This window comes from Nocardiopsis coralli (assembly GCF_014892575.1).
GTDB classification, from domain to species: domain Bacteria; phylum Actinomycetota; class Actinomycetes; order Streptosporangiales; family Streptosporangiaceae; genus Nocardiopsis; species Nocardiopsis coralli.
In genome coordinates this window covers 144,323-166,866 of record NZ_JADBGI010000003.1, presented here as the reverse complement: position 1 = coordinate 166,866, position 22,544 = coordinate 144,323, and the positions used below count along the sequence as shown (strand labels likewise).

The following is a 22,544-nucleotide window of genomic DNA, read 5'->3' as shown; positions in this document are numbered from 1 at the left end:
AGATGGGAGATGGTGGGCACACAAAAAACTGTGGCCCGCACCCGGGGGCGCGGGCCACAGCTCTGCGTGGGGTCGTCTGCCCTACTGGGCGACGATGTTCTCCGCCTGCAGGCCCTTCTGGCCCTGCGTGACGTCGAAGCTCACCTTCTGGCCTTCGAGCAGCTCACGGAAACCGGAGCCGGCGATGTTCGAGTAGTGGGCGAACACGTCAGCGCCGCCGTCCTCCTGCTCGATGAAGCCGAAACCCTTTTCCGAGTTGAACCACTTCACGGTGCCAGTCGTCAAAATACATCTCCTTCGGGGCGGTAACCGAGGTCACACTTCGCGTCCTCGGCGCTGCCGCAATGATTGCCCGTCCGGAAATACCGAATCGCACGAAGCGCACCCGGGGGTAAGCCCCTGAGTGCGCCGAAGTCTTGGGAAACCACAACTGCAACTGTCAGCAACACTAGCACCGTGAAACTGCATGTCAAAGGGGTATGCGGTTTCAATTTTTGTGGCTGATAAATACTGGCTGTGCGTCTTCGGGGTTTCTGTCGTGGCCACGTGAGGTTTTTTTGTCCCGGAGACCGGGACCTTCCGTTGACCGGCCCCCGCGCGGGCCGCAGGGTCGACCCACGTTCGCACGAGACGGAGGGGACGCCATGCACAGCACGCGCCGCACACGGTCGGGCGCCCTCATGGCGGCGGCCTCCCTCCTGGCGGTGACCGGCTGCCTGGCCGAGCGTCCCCCCGACGACGGTATCCCCGGCGGGGGAGGCCCGGGTGTCCCGGCGGGTGCGTCCAAGGCCGAATACATCGACGCGTTCGAGGACGTCGCCCCCATCCACCTGACCACCCAGATCCCCTCCAGCCCGGGGGACCTCAACACCCTCCACCTCGTCGAGTACGCCGAGGCCCTGCACGAGTGGTCCGGCGGCACCATCACGCTCGACATCGCCTGGGGCAACGCCGTCGCCGACCCCGACGACGCCCCGCTCGCGCTCTCCGACGGGCGTCTGGACCTCGACATGGTCTACCCCGTCTACGAACCCTCGCGTTACCCCGCCAACGGTGCGGCCCTGGCGGCCACCGGGTTCCTCGGGCAACAGGACCCGGTCGCCGGCAGCCTCCAGGCCGCGGGCGGTTACCTCGAGGTCCTCATGGACGACACCGAGTTCATGACGGAGACCGAGGAGGAGGGTTATAAGCTCCTTCTTCCCTGGGCACCCGCCAGCAGCAGCGGCCTGCTGTGCAACCGTCCCCTCACCGGCCTCGACGACCTCCGAGGGGCCCAGGTCCGTGTGGGCGGCAGTGCCTTCGCCCGCCAGGCCGAGGCGCTGGGCATGACCCCGGTGTCCATGCCCTACTCCGAGATCTACCAGGGCCTGCAGCGCGGAACCCTCGACTGCGTCCTGCAGTCCCGCTGGGCCGCGGTCTCCCTCGGGCTCGTGCCGCTCGCGCCCAACTACACCGTGCACGCCGACACCGGGTTCGCCCGCCTCCACTACGGCGTCGGGTTCGGTCTCGCCCAGTGGGAGGAGCTTCCCCTGGTCGCCCAGCAGCTGGTGTACGACCGTCTCGACGTCTACATCGGCGAGATGTACGAGCAGGCCATCTGGGGCGGCATGGCCCTGGCCGCCGAACAGGAACCCGGGACCGGGGGAGAGGTCGCCGAGCTCGCCCCCGACGCCCGGGAGGCCCTCGAGGAGATCAACGCACAACTGCGGGAGGAGGCCCGCGCCGAGAGCGGGGTCGACGCCGCCCTCACCGAGGAGGTCGAAGCAGCCCTGGACCGCTGGCGCGGCATCGTCGTCGACGAGCTGGGTTACGCCGAGGTCGCCGAGGACGAGTTCCCCGACTGGTACGAGCAGCAGGGAGCCCAGGTGGACACCGATCCCTTCGTCGACCGCCTCGTCGCCGAGGTCCTCGACCGCCATCGTCCGGAGTAGGCCGCGAGAGAACGGACCAGCCATGGAACGCCGCCGCAGCCGCGGGGTCCTCCCCACCGCCAACCGCGTCCTGCTCGCCGCGGGCGCACTCGGCATCGTCGCGATGATGGCGCACATCTGCGTGAACGCCGGACTGCGCGCTTTCGCAGGGTCGCCCCTGACCGGGACCAACGAGATCGTCACCTACTGGTACATGCCGCTGGTCGCGCTGTTCGGGTTCGTGGCCGCCCAGCACGACGGTGGGCACACCGAGGCCCGGGTGGCCTTCGACCGGTTGCCCCGCGCCAACCGGGTCGAGCTCCACGTCGCGGGTCTGGCCCTGACCGGACTGCTGTGCGCGGGTTTTGCGTGGTTCGGGTTGCTGGAGGCCCTGCGCAACTTCGATCTGCGGCTCACCGGCGGCGTCACCGAGGTGACCATGTGGCCGGTGACCTTCGCCGTGCCCGCCGCCTACGCGGTGCTCGCGCTCCAGACGGTGACCGAGGCCGCCCTGGCGGTGCGCCGCGCTCGCGACGGGGACCCCCGCCCTGACCGCACCCCCGACCGGACCGGGGAACGGGGGCGTGCCGATGCCGCGCAGTGAACCGGCGGACACCCGAGCCCCTGGAACGCCGACCGCCCCGACCGGGACCGCCCGCCGCCGTTGGCCCGCCCGCGTCGTGCCCCTCGCCGCGATCGCGGTGTGCGCAGTCCTGATCCTGGGCCCCTTCACGCCCGGAACCGTCGGCGGTGCCTCGGTCGCGCTCATGCTCGTGCTGGTGCTGGCCAAGGTCCCCCTCGGCGCGGCCCTCGCGGTGCCCGGGATCGCCGGCCTCTACGGCCTCTACGGCGCCCCCGCGGTGGTCAACGTCCTGGCCCGGCTGCCGTTCGACACGGTCGCGAGTTGGGAGTTCAGCGTCATCCCCATGTTCGTGTTCATGGGGCTGCTGCTGTGGAAGGCCGGGGTCACCGAACAGCTCTACACCGCCCTGCGCGGCCTCGTCGGGTGGATGCCGGGCGGCCTCGCGGTCGTCACCAACGCCGCCGGCGCCGGGCTCGCCTCCGTCAGCGGTTCCACCGTCGGCACCGTGCACGCCCTCGCCCGCATCGGCGTGCCCGAGATGCTGCGCGCCGGGTACGACAAACGGCTCGCGGTCGGATCGGTGGTGGCCGCGGGGCTCCCCGGCCAGGTCATCCCGCCGAGCATCTTCCTCGTCATCTACGCAGGTCTCGCGCAGGTCCCGGTCGGGCCGCAGCTCATCGCCGGTATCGCCCCCGGTGTGCTGCTCGCGCTGTGCATGGCCGGGACCGTCGTGGTGCTGTGCACGGTGCGTCCCTCGATGGGCGGGCGCCGCGGAAGGCCGGGCGATGTCTTCGCGCCCGCCACCCGCGCAGCGCTCCGCCTGCTGTGGCCGCTCCCGCTGCTCATCGGGGTCGTGCTCGGCTCCATGTACACGGGTGTGGTCACGGTGACCGAGGCCGGCGCGGTCGGGGCGCTCGGGGCGGTGCTCATCGCCCTGTGGTGCAAACGGGGCGACCGCCCACTGGCCACCGTGGGCCTCGCTGCCGTGGACGCGCTCAAGGCCATGGGCACGATCTTCTTCCTGTTCGTGGGCGCGATGGCGATGGCCCAGGTGCTCGCGGTCTCCGGTATCGGCCCCGGGTTCAGCGCGTGGGTCACCGGCATGGGGCTGGGACGCGTCGGGTTCCTGTTGCTGGTGATGGCGGCGTTCCTGGTCATGGGCATGTTCATGGACCCGCTGTCGATGATGCTCGTGACCGTCCCGCTGCTCGTGCCCGCCCTCGGGGAGCTCGGGATCTCCCCGCTGTGGTTCGGCGTGTTCGTGGTGGTCCTGGCCGAGCTCGCGATCGTCACCCCGCCGGTGGGCGTACTGACCTTCATCGTGCAGAACATCGTCGAGCGCCCGGAGGTCGGCCTCGGCCGGGACATCCGCCTCGGCGACACCTTCCGCGGGGTCGCACTGTTCCTGCCGACCGTGGTGCTGGTGTGCGTGCTGCTCATCCTCTTCCCAGAGATCGCGACGTTCCTCCCGGACAGCATGTGAGCCGGGACCGACCACAGAACGGAGGCCGACGGTGATCGACCACGAGGTCAGGACCTTGCTAAAGACCCTGGACGCGGGGTTCCCGGCGGTGCACGAGATGACCGGGCCGGAGGCGAGGGCGGCCGTCGACGCCCGGCAGGCGCCCCCGGCCGACCACGGGGAGGTGCACGCGGCGCAGGACCGCACCATCGCCGGCCCCGGCGGCGACCTGCCCGTGCGTGTGTACACCCCGCACGGTGACGCGCCGGGCGGCGATCCCCGTCCGCTGATGGTGTTCGCGCACGGGGGCGGGTTCGTCTTCTGCTCCGTCGACAGCCACGACGGGTTCTGCCGTGAGGCCGCGGCGAGCACCGGGGCCGTCGTGGTCTCGGTGGGATACCGGCTCGCCCCGGAACACCCCGCGCCGGCGGCGGCCGAGGACTTCTACGCCGCGCTGTGCTGGGCCGTCGAGCACGCGCGTGAGCTGCACGCGGACCCCGCACGTGTGGCCGTGGCCGGGGACAGCGCCGGCGGCAACCTCGCCGCGGTCGCCTGCCTCCTGGCTCGGGAACGCAGCGGTCCCCGGGTGGCGGCGCAGGCGCTGCTCTACCCGGTGATCGACCCGGCGTGCGACACCCCCAGCCACCACCGGTACGCGACCGGGCACTTCAACACCCGCGCGGCGATGCGGTGGTACTGGCGCCAGTACCTGCACGGGGGAGCGGACGACGGGGGTGACCCAGCGATCCCCGCGCACCACACCGCACCGTTGCGTGCGCCGTCCCTGCGCGGCCTGCCCCCGGCCGTCGTGGTCACGGCCGACCGCGACCCCCTCAGCGACGAGGGCGGGGCGTACGCGTCGGCGCTGGCCGGGGCCGGGGTGCCCGTCGTGCACCGGCGCTACCCCGGCCTGTTCCACGGGTTCGCCACCATCGCCCCGCTCGGCGCGGCCGCCTCGGCGCGTGCGCTCCTCTGGCACGACCTGGGCGAACGCCTCGCCCCCGACCCCTCCATCTCCTCCGACGAAGGGAAGGCCCGAGCATGACCCCCCGACCTGGTGTGGACCTCCTCGTGGTCGGCGCCGGATTCGCCGGCCTGTACGCCCTGCACGCCGCACGCACCGCCGGGTTGAGCGTGCGCTGCCTGGAGGCGGCCGACGGTATCGGCGGAACCTGGTACCACAACCGCTACCCGGGCTGCCGCTGCGACGTGGAGAGCATCGACTACTCCTACTCCTTCGACCCCGGCCTGCAGGACGAGTGGGAGTGGAGCGAGCGCTACGCGACCCAGCCCGAGATCCTCGCCTACATCGAGCACGTCGCCGACCGCTTCGACCTGCACCGCGACATCGAGCTCGGCACCCGGGTCGAGTCCGCCCGCTTCGACGAGGCCGCCTCCGAGTGGACCGTGCGCACCTCCGGGGGTGAGGCGCACCGCGCCCAGTACGTCGTCCTCGCCACCGGGGCGCTGTCCGACCCCGTCACACCCGACCTGCCCGGCGTGCACGACTTCGCCGGGACCGTGCTGCACACCGCGCAGTGGCCGGCAGAGGAGCCCGACCTGCACGGCAAGCGCATCGGCGTCATCGGCACCGGGTCCTCGGGCATCCAGGCCGTGCCCGAACTGGCCGAGCGCGCCGCTGAGCTCACCGTGTTCCAGCGCACCGCCAACTACAGCGTCCCGGCGTTCAACCGGCCCCTGACCGCCGAGGACCAGGAACGCATCCGGGCCGAGTACCCCGAACGCCGGGCCGTCGCGCGCCGCAGCGGCGGAGGATCCCCCCACGAGGCACACCCGCGGCGTACCGCGGAGGTCTCCGAGGCCGAGCGGCAGGAGGCCTTCGAACGCACCTGGCGCACCGGCGGGGTCCTGTTCAGCAAGACCTTCCCCGACCAGATGAGCGACCTGGAGGCCAACGGGTACGCGCGCCGGTTCTTCGAGGCCAAGCTCGCCGGGGTCGTCGAGGACCCGCGGACCCTCGACGACCTCACCCCGAAGGACCACCCCATCGGTGCCAAACGCATCTGCACCGACTCCGGGTACTACGCCGCCTTCAACCGGGACCACGTGCACCTGGTGAACCTGCGCAGGGAACCCCTCACGCGTGTCACCCCCGACGGTGTCGCCACCGACCGCGCGCACTACGACCTGGACGTGCTGGTGTTCGCGACCGGGTTCGACGCCCTCACCGGAACCCTGGGCCGTATGGACGTGCGTGGTCCGGGCGGCGCCACGCTCGCCGATGCGTGGTCCGACGGCCCGCTGACCTACCTGGGCATGCACGTGCCGGGGCTGCCGAACCTGTTCCTGCTCAACGGCCCCGGGTCGCCGGCGGTGCTGGCCAACATGGTCCTGACCTCGGAGCAGCAGGTGGACTGGGTCGTCGACCTCGTCGCGGGCGTGCGCGAGCGCGGGGCCACGCAGGTGGAGGCGCGGGCGGACGCGGCGCGCGCGTGGAACGAGCACGTCGCGGAGCTGGCCGACCGGACCCTCTTCCCGCAGGCCGATTCCTGGTACGTCGGCGCGAACGTGGAGGGCAAGAAGCGCACGTTCATGCTGTACGCCGGCGGACTGGGAACCTACACCCGGGTCTGCGACCAGGTACGCGACGAGGGGTATCCGGGTCTGGTGCTGACCTCGCGCGCGGGATGACCGGGGCGGTGGGCGGCGGGTGTGTCGCGGGGCAGGGGCCCGGGCGTCAGGCGGTCTGTCCACCGTCGACGACGAACTCCTGCCCCGTGATGTAGGAGGCGCCGGGGCCGAGCAGGAACACCACCAGCGGTGAGACCTCGTCCGGGCGCCCCACCCGGGGCACCGGGAGGTCGGCGATCGGCCCGCCGCCGGCACGCAGTTCCTCCGGCACCATCCGGGTGTCGATCGCGCCCGGGCACACGCAGTTGACCCGCACGCAGGCCGGCCCGAACTCCCGCGCGGCCGACCGGGTCGCCCCTCGCACGCCCCACTTGGACGCGCTGTAGGCGACCATGCCGGGGAACCCCCGTATGCCCGCGGTGGAGGCGATGTTGACGACCGCGCCGCCGCGGGCGCGCAACAGTGGCAGGGCCCGCTGCATCCCCAGCACCGCTCCGACGAGGTTGACGTCGACGATGTCGCGCACGGTCTGCTCGCCGGTCTCGGCCAGGTCGGTGCGCACGTAGACGCCGGCGTTGTTGACCAGCCCGTCGAGGCCGCCGAACGACTCCTCCGTCCGGGCCAGGGCGGCGTCCCAGGAGGAACCCGAGCGCACGTCCAGCCCCACCGGGAGTGCGGGGCCGTCCAGGCTCTCGGCGACGGGCCGCACCTCGGTCTCCTCCAGGTCGGCCAGGACCACCCGGGCGCCTGCCGCGGATGCGAGCCGTGCGTGCTCGGCGCCCTGCCCGCGGGCTGCTCCGGTGATCAGGACGGTGCGGTCGTGCAGGTCGGTGGGGAACTCGGCCATGGGGGTCCTCTCGCCGGAGCGGTGCTCGTCCGGCGCGAACGTATGCCGCCGCCGACGGCGGGCGCGGCTCCGGTCCCGTCCACCGGGAGGGCCGGCGGTCGTGGCACCCGATCCTTACCGGGAACTTCCAGACCGGTTTGTCACTATTTACCGCTTTTCGTGTGTCCTTGTGGAGGAATCCGACCACAGGGTGGGAACCCAGCGGAAGGAGAGGTCGTATGGGCTGGCGCAAGGGTCATCGCCGACGCCGGACCATCACGAGCGCAGCGGTCCTGTCGGGCCTGCTCGTGACGATCCCCGCGTGCGCGGGTGTGCAGGGGGCGAACATGGGAACCGGCGCCGCACCGGCGCAGAACGAGGACGCCGTGCAGGAGGCCCGCGAGGCACAGGAGGCCAACGCCCTCCCGCGGGACGAGTTCTACACCGGCGACGTCGAGGCCGGGGACCCCGGGACCCTCGCGCGCTCCGAGGCCTTCGACGGTTGGGAGGCCCTGGGCGACAACGCCGTCGGCAACCGCATGGTGTACCGGTCGCTCGACTCCAACGGGGAACCGTCCGTGGCCTCGGCCGCCGTGGTCACCCCGGACGGCACGCCGCCCGAGGGCGGATGGCCGGTCGTGGCGTGGGCGCACGGCACCAGCGGGGTCTCGCCCGACTGCGCGCCCAGCCTCATGAAGGACCTCTACTACGGGGACCTCGTGCAGGCCCTCGTCGACCGCAACTACGCGGTCGTGGCCACCGACTACTCCGGCCTCGGCGCGGGTGAGGCCCACGAGTACGACACCATGACACCCAACGCCAACGACGTCCGGTACTCGGTGTCGGCGGCGCGTGAGGCCGTGGACGGCCTGAGTGAACGCTGGGTCTCCATGGGCCACTCCCAGGGCGGCCAGGCCGCCTGGGGCGCGGCCCGCCAGCAGGCCGACGATCCGGTGGGGGAGATGGTCGGCGCGGTGGCCTACGCACCCGCCGCCCCCATCATCGACAGCATCCGGGAGGTCGACGACGCACCCGGGTCCGGCGCCTACGCGCCCTACGTCGCCTACTCACTGAACCTGCAGTACCCGGACGAGATCGAGCCGGGCGACGTGCTCAGCGACGCCGCACTCGAGCACTACGACGAGATCACCCAGGAGGCCTGCTTGGCGCTCGCGGTCGAGATCTCCGGCGAGGCCACACCCAGCGAGTACTTCCGGGACGGCTGGGACGAGAACCCGGTGGTCCAGCGCTTCCAGGAGGACAACATCTACAGCGACCAGCAGCTGGGTGCCCCGCTGTTCGCCGCGACCGGTTCGGAGGACACCGCCGTTCCGGCCCGCCTCATCGAGGAGGCGGCCCAGGAACAGTGCTCCCACGACACCGCCGTCCAGTACCAGGAGTACCCCGGCGACCACGACGGGATGATGGACGCCGCGTCCTCGGACGCCATGCAATGGGTCCAGGACCGCTTCGACGGCAAGGACGCACCGTCCAACTGCGAGTGACCCCGTACCCGGGCCCGGCGGGCCGGCCGTCACGGCCGCCCGCCGGGTCTCTGCTGCGCCCGGTGTGCCCGGGCGCTCACATGCGGCGGGCAAGACGGCCCAGCACGGGGGTCCACTCCCGCGCGGAGACCTCCGAGACCAGCCCTTCGGTGCGGAACGGATCGCCGTCGGTGCGGGCCACCGCCTCCTCGGCCGAGCGGGCGCGCAGGAGCAACAGGGCACCGGGTGTCTCCTGCGGTCCGAAGGGTCCCGAGCACAGGTTCACGCCCTCCGCCGCCAGGCCGTCCAGGTAGCGCTTGTGCGCGGGGCGGTGCAGGTCGCGTGCCGCGGAGCTGTCGGGGGCGTAGGTGTACAGCACCGCGTAGACCGCCGTTCCGCCATCCCGGTCCGCCGACCGGGGCCGCCCGAGCCGGTCCAGGGGTACGTCGTGGGTCTCCCGGGCGCTGAGCACAGCCAGCGCCGAGACCAGGCCGCACGCGGCGGAGAAGACGGCGACCGGGATCCACCCGTTGGTTCCTTCGCCCATGATCGCGAACCCGATGGCGGGGGCGAACCCCGCGAGCAGGAACCCGACCTGGCTGGAGACGGCGAACCCCGTGTAGCGCACCCGCGTCGCGAAGGTCTCGGAGAAGAACGCGGGCCACAGGCCGTTCACACCCGAGTAGGCCACGCCGCCGAACAGGATTCCCACCGCGAAGACCAGTGGGACGTCGCCCGTCGAGATCGCCCAGAAGTACGCCCACGCCAGCACCGACGACCCGGCCGCCGAGGCGATCCAGACCGGGCGGCGGCCCACCGCATCCGAGATCCGTGCGGCCAGCGGGACGAACCCGATCGCGACCAGGTTCGCCGTCACCGACACCCACAGCATCGTGGACTCGGGGATCCCCACGGCGTCGGAGGTCGCGTAGCTCAGCCCGAAGACCATGAAGATCGTCTGGAACATCGCGAACAGCGACGCCCCGGCGATGCGCAGCACGTCCGCGGGCTGGGTGCGCAGCAGCTCGGCGACCGGGAGGCGGGCCTCGTTCTGCTCGGCCTTCTCCTTGGCCAGCGGCTCGGGCTCGTCCAGGCGGGTGCGCACCAGGTGGGCGAGCACGAAGATCACCACACTGACCAGGAACGGGACCCGCCATCCCCAGGTCAGGAGCTGCTCCTCGGGCAGGGCGGCCACCGGGATGAAGACCAGGTTCGCGAGCACGATGCCGGCCATGCACCCGGACATGGTGAAGCTGGTGAAGAACCCGCGGCGGCCGGCGGGTGCGTGTTCGAGTGTGAGGGTGCTGGCCCCGGCGACCTCGCCGCCGGCGGAGATGCCCTGGCCCAGTCGGCACAGCACGAGCAGCGCCGGCGCGAGCGCCCCGATCTGCGCGTACGTGGGCAGCAGCCCGACCGCGGTGCTGGAGACACCCATGAGCAGGAGGGTGAAGACCATGACCTTCTTGCGTCCGACCCGGTCGCCGAAGTGGCCGAGGAGCAGCCCGCCGAGGGGGCGGGCCACGTAGGCCACGCCGAAGGTGGCGAGCGCCGAGATCGTGCCGACCAGCGGGTCCCCCTGCGGGAAGAAGAGCAGCGGGAACACGAGCGCTGCGGCCGTGCCGTAGATGAAGAAGTCGTAGTACTCGAGCGTGCTGCCGAGGAACGCCGCCGCCGCGGCCTTCCTGCCGTTGTTGTTGCCGGGCGGTGTGCGTTCGGGGCGCGGTGGCGGCGCCGGATCCGAGCGGGCGTCCAGGGCCATGGTTCCTCCGAGGGGTCGCTGCCGAGGTCGGGGCGCGTCCCGTGCGGACCCCGGCGCAACGATCGTGTTCCGAGTCACACCCCGGCCGATACGCGCACTCCGCCCAATGGAAAACTTCTCGGCAGCGATGTTCAGATCAAGGACACATGGGCGTCATGCGAACGACCGCACCGCGCCCGGGAAGGTTCGGACATGGCCAGGTCGACCTCGGGGGAATCCGTGCTCACCCGCACCATGAGAATCCTCCGCACCTTCAACACCACCCCCACCACCCTCTCCGTCTCCGAGATCGCCCGCCGGGCCGATCTCCCGATCGCCACCGCACACCGCCTCGTCGGCGAACTCGTCGACCTCGGAGCCCTGGAACGCGAGTCCGACAAACGTGTGCGCATCGGCTACCAGCTGTGGGAGACCGCCTCGCGCTCCTCACCCGCCCGCGACCTCAGCCGCACCGCCCTGCCCTACATGGAGGACCTCCAGGCGGTCGTGCGCGAACACACCCAGATCGGTGTCCTCGAAGGCACCGACGTGCTCTACCTCGAACGCCTCTCCGACCGCGGCGCGGGACGCAACGTCGCCGAGATCGCAGGACGCCTGCCGATCCACGCCACCTCCAGCGGGCTGGTGCTCCTCGCGCACAGCTCACCCGAGTTCCAGGAGGAGGTCCTGCAACAACCGCTGCGCCGCTACACCGCACACACCGTCACCGACCCCGGACAGCTCCGGCGCCGGCTCGCCGCCGTGCGTGCCGACGGGTACGTGATCGCTCCCCAGATGATCACCCTCGGTGCGGTCGGCCTCGCCGCACCCGTGCGCGACCGGGACAACCGGGTGGTCGCCGCCCTGTCCGTGGTCGTCCCCGCCGACGGCCGCGGCAGCCCGCACATGCACGCACCCGCCCTGGTCGCCGCCTCCCGCGGCGTCTCCCGCGCCATGGGGGCGCGGGTCCCGGGCGGCAACACGATCCGCACCCGGGGCGCAAAACCTTCCCATTGAATGGAAGCGTTCTGGTGGCTCGGCCCCGGCGGCTCGCAGGCTGAGGCCCATGAACGCACCACCCTCCAGCACCGAAGCACCGACCGTGCCCCCTGCCCCCGGGAACGGACGCGTCGCCGGCAAGACCGCCCTGGTCACCGGCGGCAGCGGCGACCTCGGGGCCGCCGTGGTCCGCATGCTCGCCGACCACGGGGCCGCCGTCGCCAACCTCGACCGCGTCGCACCGCACAGGCCGTGGGGCCGTGCCGCGGTCAGCGACTGGACCGTGGACCTGACCGACGCGGCCGACGTCGAGAGCACCGTCGCCCGCGTCGTCGCACACCACGGCGCACCCGACGTGCTCGTCAACGCCGCCGGCATCATCGGCCGGCCCGCCCCCGCCCACGAGGCCACCGAGGACGAGTTCGACGCGCTCTTCGGCGTCAACGTCAAGGGAACCTGGCTGGCCACCAAGTACACCGTTCCGCACATGATCGCGCTCGGCCGCGGCAGCATCGTCAACTTCTCCTCGATCCACGGCCTCACCGGCGGGGCGAACGTGCCGCTGTACCACGCCACCAAGGGCGCGGTGCGGCTCATGAGCAAGTCCGACGCCAACGTCTACGGACCGCACGGGATCAGGGTGAACTCGGTCCACCCCGGTTCCATGCGCACCGCGATGAGCCGCTCCGCCGCCGAACGCAGCCCGCTCGGGCCGCAGGAGTACTACCGGCAGCTCGTGTCCGGAAACCCGCTCGCCAGGCAGGGCGAACCCGACGAGATCGCCCACGCCGTCCTGTACCTGGCCTCGGACGAGTCCTCCTTCACCACCGGCACCGAGCTGGTGGTCGACGGCGGCTACACCGCGCACTGAGCCGATGGCGGATACACCGCACCTGACCTGCGAACGCACCCAGTTGGGAGCACACATGAGTGACAGCAGCACCTACGACGTCGTCGTCATCGGATCCGGGGCCGCGGGCATCTCCGCGGCGGTCAAGGCCAAGAGGCAGGGGCTCGACGTCCTGGTCGTCGACAAGGAGAAGCACCTGGGCGGCACCACCGCGATCTCCGGCGGATGGCTGTGGGTCCCCGGCAACAAGCAGGGCGTGGCCGAGGGTGACACCCGCGAGGAGGCCGAGACCTACATCCGCGCCCTGGCCGGCGACTCGCACGACCCGGAGGCCGTCCGCACCTTCCTCGACCTGGTGCCCGAGGCGCTGGACTTCTTCGAGAAGGACACCCGGATCGAGTTCCAGTACCCGGAGACCGCCCCCGACTACCAGATGGACACCCCCGGCGCCCGCCGCTCCGGCCGCGCCCTCACCGTCAAACGGGCCGACGGCCGCATGCTCGGCCGCGACCGGCTGAGGGTGCAGCCCTACCTGTACACCTACACGGTGTTCGGGTACATGCCGGAGATCGGCAAGGAGATCGCGACCTTCCTCAAGGTCAACACCTCCGTGCGCGCCTTCGCCCAGGTCGGCGGCATCATGCTGCGCACCTGGGCCCAGGGGCTGCTGCGCCGGCGCGCGTTCACCCGCACCAACGGCAACGCCCTCATGACGCGGCTCATCGCCACCGCCGGAGACCTCGGCGTCCCGATGTGGACGGGGACCCGGGTCACCCGGATCCTGAAGAACGGCGAGGGCACCGCCGACGGCGTGGAACTGTCCGGCGAGCACACCGGAACCGTCCGCGCCCGCTACGGGGTCGTCATCGCGGCGGGCGGGTTCTCCGGTGACGCGGAACTGCGCTCGCAGGTCTTCGAGCACGACCGCGGCGGCGGCAACCACGTCACCCCGACCGTCGGACACCAGGGCGACGGATACCGGCTCGCCCGCGACCACGGCGGGGTCCTCGACACGCGGCCGCACCAGCCCGCCGCCTGGGGGCCGGTCACCGTGTGGCGGAACCTGCGCGGCCAGGACCGGGTCTTCCCGCACCTGCGCGCCTTCGGGCTCCCGGGTCTGCTCGCCGTCAACCGGCACGGACGGCGCTTCGCGAACGAGTCGTACTCCTACCACGACTTCGGCGTCGAGATGCTGGAGGACAACCGGGGCGAGAAGGACACCTTCGGGTGGATCATCGCCGACAGCCGCGCCGTGCGCCGGTACGGGATCGGTTACGCGAAGCCGTGGCCGCTGCCGACCTGGTACTACCGGCGCATCGGTTTCCTCGTGCGCGGCCGCACCCCCGAGGACCTGGCCGCCCGCATCGGGGTGCCCGCGGAGGCCCTGCGCGCGACCCTCGACGAGTTCAACGCCGACGCGGAGAAGGGTGTGGACACCCGGTTCGACCGCGGATCCAACTGGTTCCACCACTTCAAGGGCGACATGGAACATCGGCCCAACCCGAACCTCGCCCCGCTCGAGCGCGGCCCCTTCTACGCCGTGCGGATCCAGATGGGTGACCTGGGCACCTACGCGGGGCTGTCCGTCAACACCGACAGCGAGGTGCTCACCGCCGACGGCACACCGGTCAAAGGGCTGTACGCCGTGGGGACCGCCGCGGTGAGCGTGTTCGGCGGCGGGTACCCGGGTTACGGCGCCAACATCGGTCCGGCCATGGTCTTCGGCTACCAGGTCGGGCGCGACCTCGCCGCGCGCGCCGCCCGCGACCGCTCGGCCACGGTGTGAGCCCAGGGCCCAGGGGCCGGACGCACGAGCCGGCCCCGGGGCTCAGCCGGTTCCGGGCTCCGGGTAGCGCTCGGGGAGCCGGAACCCGTTGTCGGCCATGACCTCCCGCAGCCGGTCCGGGCGGTCGGTGATCAGCCCGTCGATGCCCGTGTCGATGAGGGACTGCATCGTCACGGTGTCGTCGACCGTCCACGGGATCACGCCGATGCCAAGGTCGTGCGCCCGGTCCACCATGTCCTCGGTGACGTAGGGCTCGTAGTCGGGGTCCCCGACCTCACCGTCCTGCGGGAAACCGTGCACCGGGGAGAAGGCGTCGGCGCCGAACGAGTCGACCGCGAGCACCGGGTCTCCGTCGAAGTCGTCGATGTCGATCCCGCCCAGCCACGGTGAGGCGCCGGGTTCGCCGATCTCCAGGAACTCGTGGTTGTCCAGCGCCACGATCGGCAGGCGCGGCTCACGTTCGCGCACGAGCATCAGCGAGCCCCAGTCGAAGCTCTGGACCGTGACCTGGGGGAGTATGTGCGCCCGGTCGATCTCCTCGAGCAGGACGTCGACGAACTCTTCCCTCGGTGCGGTCTCCTCCGGGGCGCCCGCCTCGACCTTGGTCTCGATGTTCAGGGCGACGTCGTGGGCGCCGTACCGGTGGACCAGGTCGAAGGCCTCGCTGAGCAGCGCCATCGGCTCGCCCGGCACGACCTGCTGTTCGGGGAAGTCGGGGTGCTGCAGGGAGCCGCAGTCCAGGGTGCGCACCTGTTCCAGGTCGAGGTCCTTGATGTAGGAGCCGACGTACGGGTACTGCGGGTCGCCGGGGAACGCGGGTCCGGTGTCCTGGCAGTTGTGGTCGCCGACCTGGCGGTCGTGGGTGACGACCGCCTCGCCGTCCCGGGTGATCTGGATGTCGAGTTCGAGGGTGCTGACGCCCAGCTGGAGCGCGTTCTCGAACGCCGGGAGCGTGCTCTCGACGACGAGCCCCATGCCGCCGCGGTGGGCCTGGAGGTCGAAGTCGCGGTCCTCGTCGGGGCCCGTGTCCGCATGGGTGGGGGCGTGGAGGGCGGCGAGGGGAAAGGTGAGCGCCGCGGTGAGGGTAGCGACGCGGAAGGGGAGCTTGACCATACACACCAGCGTGTTCCGTGTCCGTGGCCGGGAGGCGAATCGGGCGGAGGGTCGGGGTGAGGTGCTGTCGAAGCGGACCTTACAGCGCCGTGTCGGTCTCTACGCTCCGGCGGGGAGAGCGGGGGGTGAGAGCGGGGCGTGGGGAGCGGGAGGGGCTCGGAATCCCTGCTCCGATCCGGAAGGCGTTCGGATCCGGAAGACACCATGTGGAGCGATGGCGGGTGTTGTAGGGGTGGGGTGTTCTGTGGTGTTGCCTCGGGGGTGGTGGTTCGTCGGGGTCGGGATCGTAGCCCGGCCGGGCCCTCACGCAACCCTCATCGGCGCCACCCCCGATCCCTGAACTTGGCGCGGATGCGTCGGCGTGCTGCGTGGTTGGTCGCGGCGCCTCGGGGTGTGCGTTCCGGCCCTGTTCGCCGGGCTGACCCGACCCGCATCGAGGAACCACCCTCACCCCCGAGGCCCCCGCCAGCAGCCAAAAGAACGGTGGTCACTGCTATCCCCCTTGGGTGTTTCATTGCGACCAACGGTTCAGGTGTGGGGGCGGTGGCTCGCTCCTGCGACGGCACAAGCAACGGCAACGGCAACGGCACAGGCAGGCCCCGCGCACTCCCAGCGAAGCATTGAGTGTCGGGGAGTGGCGGGTGTGCGGGTGGCCTCCTGGGCCCCGCGCACTCCCGGCAGGGCATTGAGTGTCAGGGGTGACACGTGTGCGGGTGTCCTCCCGGCCCCGCGCGCTCCCGGCCGAGCATTGAGTGTCAGGGGTAACACGTGTGCGGTGGCCGGGTTGGAGGTCCTCCGAGGGCCGTCCGGGTTTTCAAGCGCTCCTTCCCCCGCTCCAGGATATCCGAGAAAAGGGTGCTCGTGGAGTTATCCACAGGACTATTTTGTGAGTGAATAGGGGTGCCCGTAAATGGGGGTGAACGGTGGTCGGACGACCGTAATGGGTAAGGGTTCTGTTCCCTTTGGGTGACTACCCATTTCTGGGCCTGGTGCGTATTGTTGAATCATGGAGAACAACACCGCTGACCACGCGAACACGGGCCCGGGCACCGCCCCGGATCCGGCCGTGGCCGCGCTGGTGGCAGCGGTGCAGACCTTCATCGCGACTTTGGCCGGTGGCGTGCCTTTCGGCGCCGCCGAAACGGCGCTGGAGCGCATCAAGGCCGTGCGCGAGCAGATGGACCAGCTCACTTTCGCGATGCTGGTCCCGCTCGCGCAGATGGAGGCCTCGGGCGAATTGCTGGAGGCGGGTGGGCAGAAGTCGTTGAAGGCCTACCTGACCCACGCCTGGGGGATTGGCTCCAACGAGGCGAAGCGGTTGATGGAATTGGCGCAGAGCCTGCACAACGAGAGCCTGCCCGAGACCGCCTCCGCGATCGGGGACGGCGCTCTGACCGTGGGCGAGGCGGCCTCGATCGCTTCGGGGGTCAAGCGCCAGGTCGAAAACCGCGATGTGGGTGAGAACCCGGATGAGGAGCTGTACCGGGCCAAGCTCGACCACGGGTTGGCCAACCTCAAGCGGGTGCGGCCGGCCACCTCGGTGCAGACCCTGGACCGCACCGCCCACGCCCTGGGGCTGACCTACAACCCCAACCGGGCGGAGAAGAACNGGACGGCGCTCTGACCGTGGGCGAGGCGGCCTCGATCGCTTCGGGGGTCAAGCGCCAGGTCGAAAACCGCGATGTGGGTGAGAACCCGGATGAGGAGCTGTACCGGGCCAAGCTCGACCACGGGTTGGCCAACCTCAAGCGGGTCAAGCCGGCCACCTCGGTGCAGACCCTGGACCGCACCGCCCACGCCCTGGGGCTGACCTACAACCCCAACCGGGCGGAGAAGAACGAAGAGGCCGCTTTCGCTGAGCGCGGGGCGCGCCTGCAGACCTCGTTCGCCGGTTTCACGTTCCAGGCCTGGGGCCCTGCTTCCGACGGTGAGCGCCTCAAGGCCGCACTGGCCTCGTTCACCGCCCCCTACGGCACCACCGACAAGACCACCGACACCAACGGCGTGGGCACCGACGCTGGTGGCGCCGAGGGCGCCGCCGCCTCGGGCGGCACCGGCACCAACGGGGCCGACCTCGGCCTGATCCCTGCGGGTGAGTCGGTGACCTCGCGCTACGCGCGCACCTACGACGCCCTGATCTCCGCGGCCGGGTTCGCACACGGCCACCACGGCCACGGCGCTACCACCACCGACACCAACGCCAACGCCAACGCGGGTGGCGCCGCTGGCGACACCACCAACGGCAACGGCACCGCAGGTGCCGCCGACGCTGGCACCGGCCCCGTCGGCCACGCCGACGGCGCTGGCGCCGGGGCTGGCTCCGGCGGCTCTGGCCCTGGCGGCTCTGCCGATGGCCCCGCTGCCGCTGTCACTGGTGGCGCCACCGCCGGTGGTGGTTGCTCGCAGCCGCCCGGTANCGGGGCTGGCTCCGGCGGCTCTGGCCCTGGCGGCTCTGCCACTGCCACTGGCGCCACCGCCGGTGGTGGCTGCTCGCAGCCGCCCGGCACCAAGGCCGTCATCAACATCACCGTGCCCCTGTCGGCACTGCTCGGCTTCGGCTTCGCCTTCAAGGACCAGAACGAGACCGACAACGGCAACGACGCCAACGGCGTCGCCTACCCCGGCGCCGCCGGGGCCGCGCNCTTCGGCTTCGCCTTCAAGGACCAGAACGAGACCGACACCAACAACTCCGACGGCGCCAACGGCACCGGCGGCACGGGCACCGCAGGCGCTGCTACCGCAGCGGCCGGGCAGACGGGGGCAATCACCGCGCCCGCCTCTACTCCGGGCCCCGAGCCCGAATCGGGCCCCGGCTCTGGTTCCGGGGCGGGCCCCGACCCCGGCGGCGGCACCGGTGGCGGCGTCACCAACACCGCCACCGACACCGCAGGTGGNACACCACCGGGGCAACCGGGAACACCGGGGCGAGTGCCGCCCCCGGCCCCGAGCCGGGCGCCGAACCGGGCCCCGACCCCGGCGGCGGCACCGGTAGCGGTACCACCACCGCCACCGCAGGTGGCACCACCACCAACACCAACACCGGCCCGCCCTCTACCGTGCCCGGCTTCCCGGGCCCTGCCGGTGTGGCGGTGACCGAGGACGGCAACGTCCTGGCCCTGTCCGCGGTGCGCGCGATGGCGTCCACCGCCCAGATCCGCCGGTTGATCTTCGACGACCGCACCGGCCTGCCCCTGGACCTGGGCCGCGCCCACCGCCTGGCCCCCGGTTACCTGCGCACCGCCGCCTTCGCCGGGCACACCACCTGCGCCTGGTCCGGTGGGTGCGACGTGCCGGTCTCGCAGTGCGAGGCCGACCACATCACCGAGTTCTCCCACGGCGGCGAAACCAAGGCCACCAACCTGCAGCCGCTGTGCTCCACGCACAACCGCGCCAAGTACCGCCGCTCGAACGGCAAGAACCCCACCGGCGGTGCCGAAGGCGGCGCCCACGGCGGCTCGGGTACCGAGGCCACCGAACCCGAACCCGACAACGACAACGTCAGCACCGGCTAGACCAGCAGGGCCCCTCCGTGGGCTTGTTGTGGGCCGATCCCAACCGGGCCCCACCGCGCCCCACCGGGGCCAACGAAGCATCCCCAGACCCGGGTCCAGTGGTGCAGTGGTGCACGCTGGGCCGGTGGCTGCCGCAACTGGCCACGTCGAGGCCCACCGCCCACCAAGCCCAGGTCCCAGGCCCCAGGCTTCAGCCCTCTGGAGAATCTCCACGGAATCCCCACCGCATACCCCTCGCACGCGACCACACCTCAGACCGCATGCCAGCGCAGGCCCACCCATGGCCAGCTCTGGCTCCACCGGACCCGATCGCACGTGGGCCTGCTCCTGGCCCGAGCGGCCGTTCCCAGCGGTTGATAGTGCTCTTATGAGCACCTGAAAACGTTGTCCGTGCTTTTTCGAGCACTATCAACGACACAGAACCGAACACCTGCCCCACCGGACCCACCAGCGCCACCAGCAACCAGGGGTGGACCGCCCAGAACAGGCCCGCCCGGGCCCACCCACACACGGGCCACCCCCGACACTCAATGCCCTGCCGGGAGCGCGCGGGGCCCAGGAGCCCACCCGCACACGTGCCACCCCTGAGACTCAATGCTCGGCCGGGAGTGCGCGGGGCGGCTTGTGCTTCCGCAGGAGCGAGCCACCATGCCCACGCCGGAAGCGTTGGTCGCAATGAAACACCCAAGGGGGATAGCAGTGACCACCGTTCTTTTGGCTGCGGGCGGGTCCTCGGGGGAGCGGGTGGTTCGTCGATGCGGGTCGGGTCAGCCCGGCGAACAGGGCCGGAACGCACACCCCGAGGCGCCGCGGCCAACCCACCACCCCACCCGCCACCATCACCGCCCAGAGAAAGGGTCAGGGGGTGGCGCCGATGAGGGTTGCGTGAGGGCCCGGCCGGGCTATGATCCCGGCCCCGACGAACCACCACCCCCGAGGCAACACCACAGAACACCCCACACCCGGAACCCACAATCCTCACCCCGTTCCGGCAACCTCCCTCTCAACCCCGACAACCTCACCCTGTTCCGGAACACACGATCCTCAACTCGGACACCCAGGCCATGTCCCCCGTGTCCGTCCGTACGGGCGCACCCTCCCCTCCACAGATCTTGCGGAAGGGGTCGCGTTCCGGAACCCCTTGGGCGACAGTGGTTCCAGGGGCGGGAAACCCCCCGGCCCCCGGCCCCCGGCCCCGGAACCCCCGCCCCCCGAACACCACGGAAGAGAGGACCGCCGTGCAGGTCGAAGACGCGTCGTTGCAGGAGATCGTCCCCGGTGTGTACGCCTGGATGCAGCCCGAGGGCGGATGGTGGGTCAACAACGCCGGGTTCGTCACCGACGAGGACTCGCGCGAGGCGATGGTGATCGACACCTGCGTCTCCTCCGAGCGCACCTGGCGCTTCCTCGACGAGGCCGACCGGGCCACGGGCGGCGCACGGGTGCGCATGGCCCTCAACACCCACCAGCACGGCGACCACACCTACGGCAACCACCTGCTCCCCGAGACCACCGTGATCCTGTCGCAGGAGCGGGCGCGCGACGGGATTCTCGCCGACACGATCTTCACCGAACCGCCCCGCATCTGGGAGCCGATGCCGGACTGGAGCGACGCCGTCCTGCGGGTTCCCGAGGTGACCTTCGGCGACCGCGCCGTGGTGCACCTGGGCGGACGCCGGGTCGAGCTCCACCACCCGGGCGAGGCCGCGCACACCGCAGGCGACGCCGTCGCGTGGTTGCCCGAGGAACGGGTCCTTTTCGCCGGCGACCTCGTCTTCAACCAGGGGGCGCCCCTCATCTTCATGGGCGACCTCGCGGGATCCCGGCGCAGCCTCGCGTGGCTCGCCGAGTTCGGCGCCGAGCACCTCGTACCCGGCCACGGCGCCCTGCTGTCCGGGGCCGACGAGATCCGGGCCTGCCTGGACGACCTCGACGGTTACTTCGCCCTGGTCGAGGAGGTCGACGCGCACGCACGCGCGCACGGCCTCTCGCCCCTGGAGGCGGCCCGCACCTGCGACCTGGGCCGTTACGCTAACCGCCCCGACGCCGAACGCATCGTGCTCAACCTCCACCGCGTGCGCGCCGACCACGAGGGTGTCCCGATGGACATGGCCGATGCCTTCGCCGACACCCTCGCCTACGCCGGCGGCCCGCTCCACTGCGAGGCCTGACCCCCGATCAGGCCTCGGGCACGTACAGTCGCAGGTCGTCGATGTGCGCGCTGCCCTCGTAGAAGTTCATGTGCGGCTGGCCGATGAGGAAGTGGTCCGGGTAGGCCGACCCCTCCGGCCAGACGTCCTCGTCGACGTAGGTGCCGTTGGGGGAGGGGTAGGACCAGTCGGCGTTGTGCTCGCCGCCGTACTCCTCCGGTGTCCGGTTGTAGTGCCAGATCGGGTGCTCGCCGTCGTCGAAGGGGCGCTCGTAGCGCAGGGTGCGCTCGCCGATGTGCCGGAACTCCCCGGACACCTCCATCGCGTAGTGCCCGTCACGGCGCTCCACGGCGAAGACGTAGTCCCGCTCGGGCATCGCCTCGGGCACCAGGTCGGCCTGGCTGACGATGCCGCCGCCGACCTCGGTGCCGCACTCGCTGTCCATGACGTACTCGGTTCCGGGCTGGTCGTCGTACCGCCGCTCGTCGGTCATGAAGAGCATGTTCACGCCGTTGCCGCTGCCCCACTCGTAGGGCTCCAGCTCACCCGAGTCCGCGTCGCAGTAGCGCAGCCCGTCGCCGGTGAGCTCGTACCGGTTGTAGCCGTCCATGACGACCTTCCGGTGGTTGTGGATGAAGACGTTGTTGCGCGGCGCCGGCCGCTCGTGGTCGACGATCGACAGGAAGTAGAAACCGTTGGCGTCGGTCGTCACGTCGTGCCACTCGCACTCGGGCAGGCTGAAGTCGCCCGTCGCGCCCCACGGGAAGTTGGTCTTGCAGTCGGACGGTTCGTAGCCGTTGACCTTGCCGTCGTAGTCCCACTCTCCGTCCCGCTGCCCGCCGAAGTCGATCGTGCGCAGTGTGACCTCGACCCGGTACTCCTCGGGGAGCTCGTCGGTGGAACGCAGGATCACACCCCCGTCGTGCGAGGGGCTCTCGAACAGCCCGGCCGGCCCGGAACCGGGGACCTCGTCGCTGGTGAACGCGGGCCCGTCACCGTCCGGGGCACCGCGCTGGGCGAGCTCGGCGGTCAGCCAGCCCTGGTCACCGAAGGAGAACGAGCGCCGGAACAGGTCGATGCCGTCCAGGTGTTCGTCGAAGTCCGGCCCGCCGATGGTGCTGAAGTACTCGCCGTCGTTGTCGTAACCGTCGACGTCGTAGGGGCTGCCCGGCCCGTCCCGGTCGGGGAACCATCCCGTGTCCGAGGCCGGCGCGACCCGCTCGAAGCCCTCTTCGTGCACCAGCTGCCAACCGGAGCCCATCGCGCCGTCCCCGGCCCCGCCGTCCCGCCCGGCACCGGAACCCGAAGCAGGCACCGCGCTCACCGCGGGCCCCACCACCACCGCGGCCGCGACCGCTCCGGCCCAGCGCATCACCCGACGTGCCATGGCATCCTCCGCCCGTGAGATCCGTCCTCGGAACCCGAGCATCTCCCGGGGGACGGAGGAACACCACGGGGAAGCGCCGGGAAATCCGCCGGGGGAGCCGCGCCCGAGCCCGCCGGTTCCGCCGGGTGGACCTCCTCCGCAACACGCGCCCC

At 71.3% G+C, this 22,544-nt stretch carries 17 protein-coding genes; 12 read left to right on the top strand and 5 right to left on the bottom strand.

Features of this window, described 5'->3' with window-relative positions; genetic code table 11:
* Positions 1-81: 81 nt before the first annotated feature.
* On the bottom strand, positions 82-285 hold the full coding sequence (locus IDM40_RS04190; protein ID WP_193120556.1) for a cold-shock protein: 204 nt from the start codon (positions 283-285) through the stop codon (positions 82-84).
* Positions 286-644: 359 nt separating this feature from the next.
* Here IDM40_RS04190 and IDM40_RS04185 point away from each other — a divergent pair, with 359 nt between their 5' ends.
* The 5 genes from IDM40_RS04185 to IDM40_RS04165 are packed head-to-tail and all read left to right on the top strand — an operon-like array spanning position 645 to position 6,607.
* Entirely contained in the window at positions 645-1,931 is a 1,287-nt protein-coding gene (locus tag IDM40_RS04185; RefSeq protein WP_193120555.1) for a type 2 periplasmic-binding domain-containing protein, read from the top strand.
* Positions 1,932-1,953: 22 nt separating this feature from the next.
* Positions 1,954-2,514, top strand: coding sequence for a TRAP transporter small permease (locus IDM40_RS04180; protein ID WP_193120554.1), 561 nt, complete (start codon positions 1,954-1,956; stop codon positions 2,512-2,514).
* Positions 2,501-3,976, top strand: coding sequence for a TRAP transporter large permease (locus tag IDM40_RS04175; RefSeq protein ID WP_235997324.1), 1,476 nt, complete (start codon positions 2,501-2,503; stop codon positions 3,974-3,976). Before IDM40_RS04180 ends, IDM40_RS04175 begins: the two co-directional genes overlap by 14 nt.
* 31 nt (positions 3,977-4,007) lie before the next feature.
* Positions 4,008-5,000: an alpha/beta hydrolase gene (locus tag IDM40_RS04170; RefSeq protein ID WP_328806932.1), complete on the top strand. Its 993-nt coding sequence runs from the start codon at positions 4,008-4,010 to the stop codon at positions 4,998-5,000.
* Entirely contained in the window at positions 4,997-6,607 is a 1,611-nt protein-coding gene (locus tag IDM40_RS04165; protein ID WP_193120552.1) for a flavin-containing monooxygenase, read from the top strand. The genes IDM40_RS04170 and IDM40_RS04165 overlap by 4 nt, the downstream gene beginning before the upstream one ends.
* A 46-nt stretch (positions 6,608-6,653) precedes the next feature.
* Here IDM40_RS04165 and IDM40_RS04160 read toward each other — a convergent pair whose 3' ends face one another.
* Complete coding sequence (locus IDM40_RS04160) at positions 6,654-7,394, bottom strand: SDR family NAD(P)-dependent oxidoreductase (RefSeq protein ID WP_193120551.1); 741 nt, start codon at positions 7,392-7,394, stop codon at positions 6,654-6,656.
* A gap of 218 nt (positions 7,395-7,612) precedes the next feature.
* Here IDM40_RS04160 and IDM40_RS04155 point away from each other — a divergent pair, with 218 nt between their 5' ends.
* Entirely contained in the window at positions 7,613-8,878 is a 1,266-nt protein-coding gene (locus IDM40_RS04155; RefSeq protein ID WP_193120550.1) for a lipase family protein, read from the top strand.
* Positions 8,879-8,954: 76 nt separating this feature from the next.
* Here IDM40_RS04155 and IDM40_RS04150 read toward each other — a convergent pair whose 3' ends face one another.
* Positions 8,955-10,616 carry an MFS transporter gene (locus IDM40_RS04150; protein WP_193120549.1) on the bottom strand — a complete coding sequence of 554 codons (1,662 nt, stop codon included), beginning with the start codon at positions 10,614-10,616 and terminating at the stop codon, positions 8,955-8,957.
* A gap of 192 nt (positions 10,617-10,808) precedes the next feature.
* On the opposite strand from IDM40_RS04150, the gene IDM40_RS04145 reads away from it, so the two are divergent.
* From IDM40_RS04145 to IDM40_RS04135, 3 genes are read left to right on the top strand one after another with little or no spacing between them, the layout of a single operon-like run.
* Positions 10,809-11,612, top strand: a complete 804-nt coding sequence (locus IDM40_RS04145; RefSeq protein ID WP_193120548.1) for an IclR family transcriptional regulator — start codon at positions 10,809-10,811, stop codon at positions 11,610-11,612.
* A 49-nt stretch (positions 11,613-11,661) separates the two neighbouring features.
* Positions 11,662-12,465 carry an SDR family NAD(P)-dependent oxidoreductase gene (locus tag IDM40_RS04140; RefSeq protein ID WP_193120547.1) on the top strand — a complete coding sequence of 268 codons (804 nt, stop codon included), beginning with the start codon at positions 11,662-11,664 and terminating at the stop codon, positions 12,463-12,465.
* Between the two features lie 55 nt (positions 12,466-12,520).
* Positions 12,521-14,230: an FAD-dependent oxidoreductase gene (locus IDM40_RS04135; RefSeq protein ID WP_193120546.1), complete on the top strand. Its 1,710-nt coding sequence runs from the start codon at positions 12,521-12,523 to the stop codon at positions 14,228-14,230.
* A gap of 42 nt (positions 14,231-14,272) precedes the next feature.
* On the opposite strand, the gene IDM40_RS04130 is transcribed toward IDM40_RS04135, so the two are convergent.
* Positions 14,273-15,343: a glycerophosphodiester phosphodiesterase family protein gene (locus tag IDM40_RS04130; RefSeq protein WP_193120545.1), complete on the bottom strand. Its 1,071-nt coding sequence runs from the start codon at positions 15,341-15,343 to the stop codon at positions 14,273-14,275.
* Between the two features lie 1,006 nt (positions 15,344-16,349).
* Between IDM40_RS04130 and IDM40_RS04125 the strand changes: the two genes are divergently transcribed.
* The 3 genes from IDM40_RS04125 to IDM40_RS04115 all read left to right on the top strand — a co-directional run bounded on the left by IDM40_RS04125 (position 16,350) and on the right by IDM40_RS04115 (position 21,026).
* Positions 16,350-16,967 (top strand): DUF222 domain-containing protein, encoded by a 618-nt coding sequence (locus IDM40_RS04125; protein ID WP_193120544.1) that lies wholly within the window; start codon positions 16,350-16,352, stop codon positions 16,965-16,967.
* Between the two features lie 1,465 nt (positions 16,968-18,432).
* Complete coding sequence (locus IDM40_RS27970; protein WP_235997345.1) at positions 18,433-18,855, top strand: HNH endonuclease signature motif containing protein; 423 nt, start codon at positions 18,433-18,435, stop codon at positions 18,853-18,855.
* A gap of 1,238 nt (positions 18,856-20,093) precedes the next feature.
* Entirely contained in the window at positions 20,094-21,026 is a 933-nt protein-coding gene (locus IDM40_RS04115; RefSeq protein WP_328806930.1) for an MBL fold metallo-hydrolase, read from the top strand.
* A 7-nt stretch (positions 21,027-21,033) separates the two neighbouring features.
* Here the strand turns inward: IDM40_RS04115 and IDM40_RS04110 are convergent, their stop codons facing one another.
* Entirely contained in the window at positions 21,034-22,392 is a 1,359-nt protein-coding gene (locus tag IDM40_RS04110; protein WP_193120543.1) for a hypothetical protein, read from the bottom strand.
* Between the last annotated feature and the right edge of the window lie 152 nt (positions 22,393-22,544).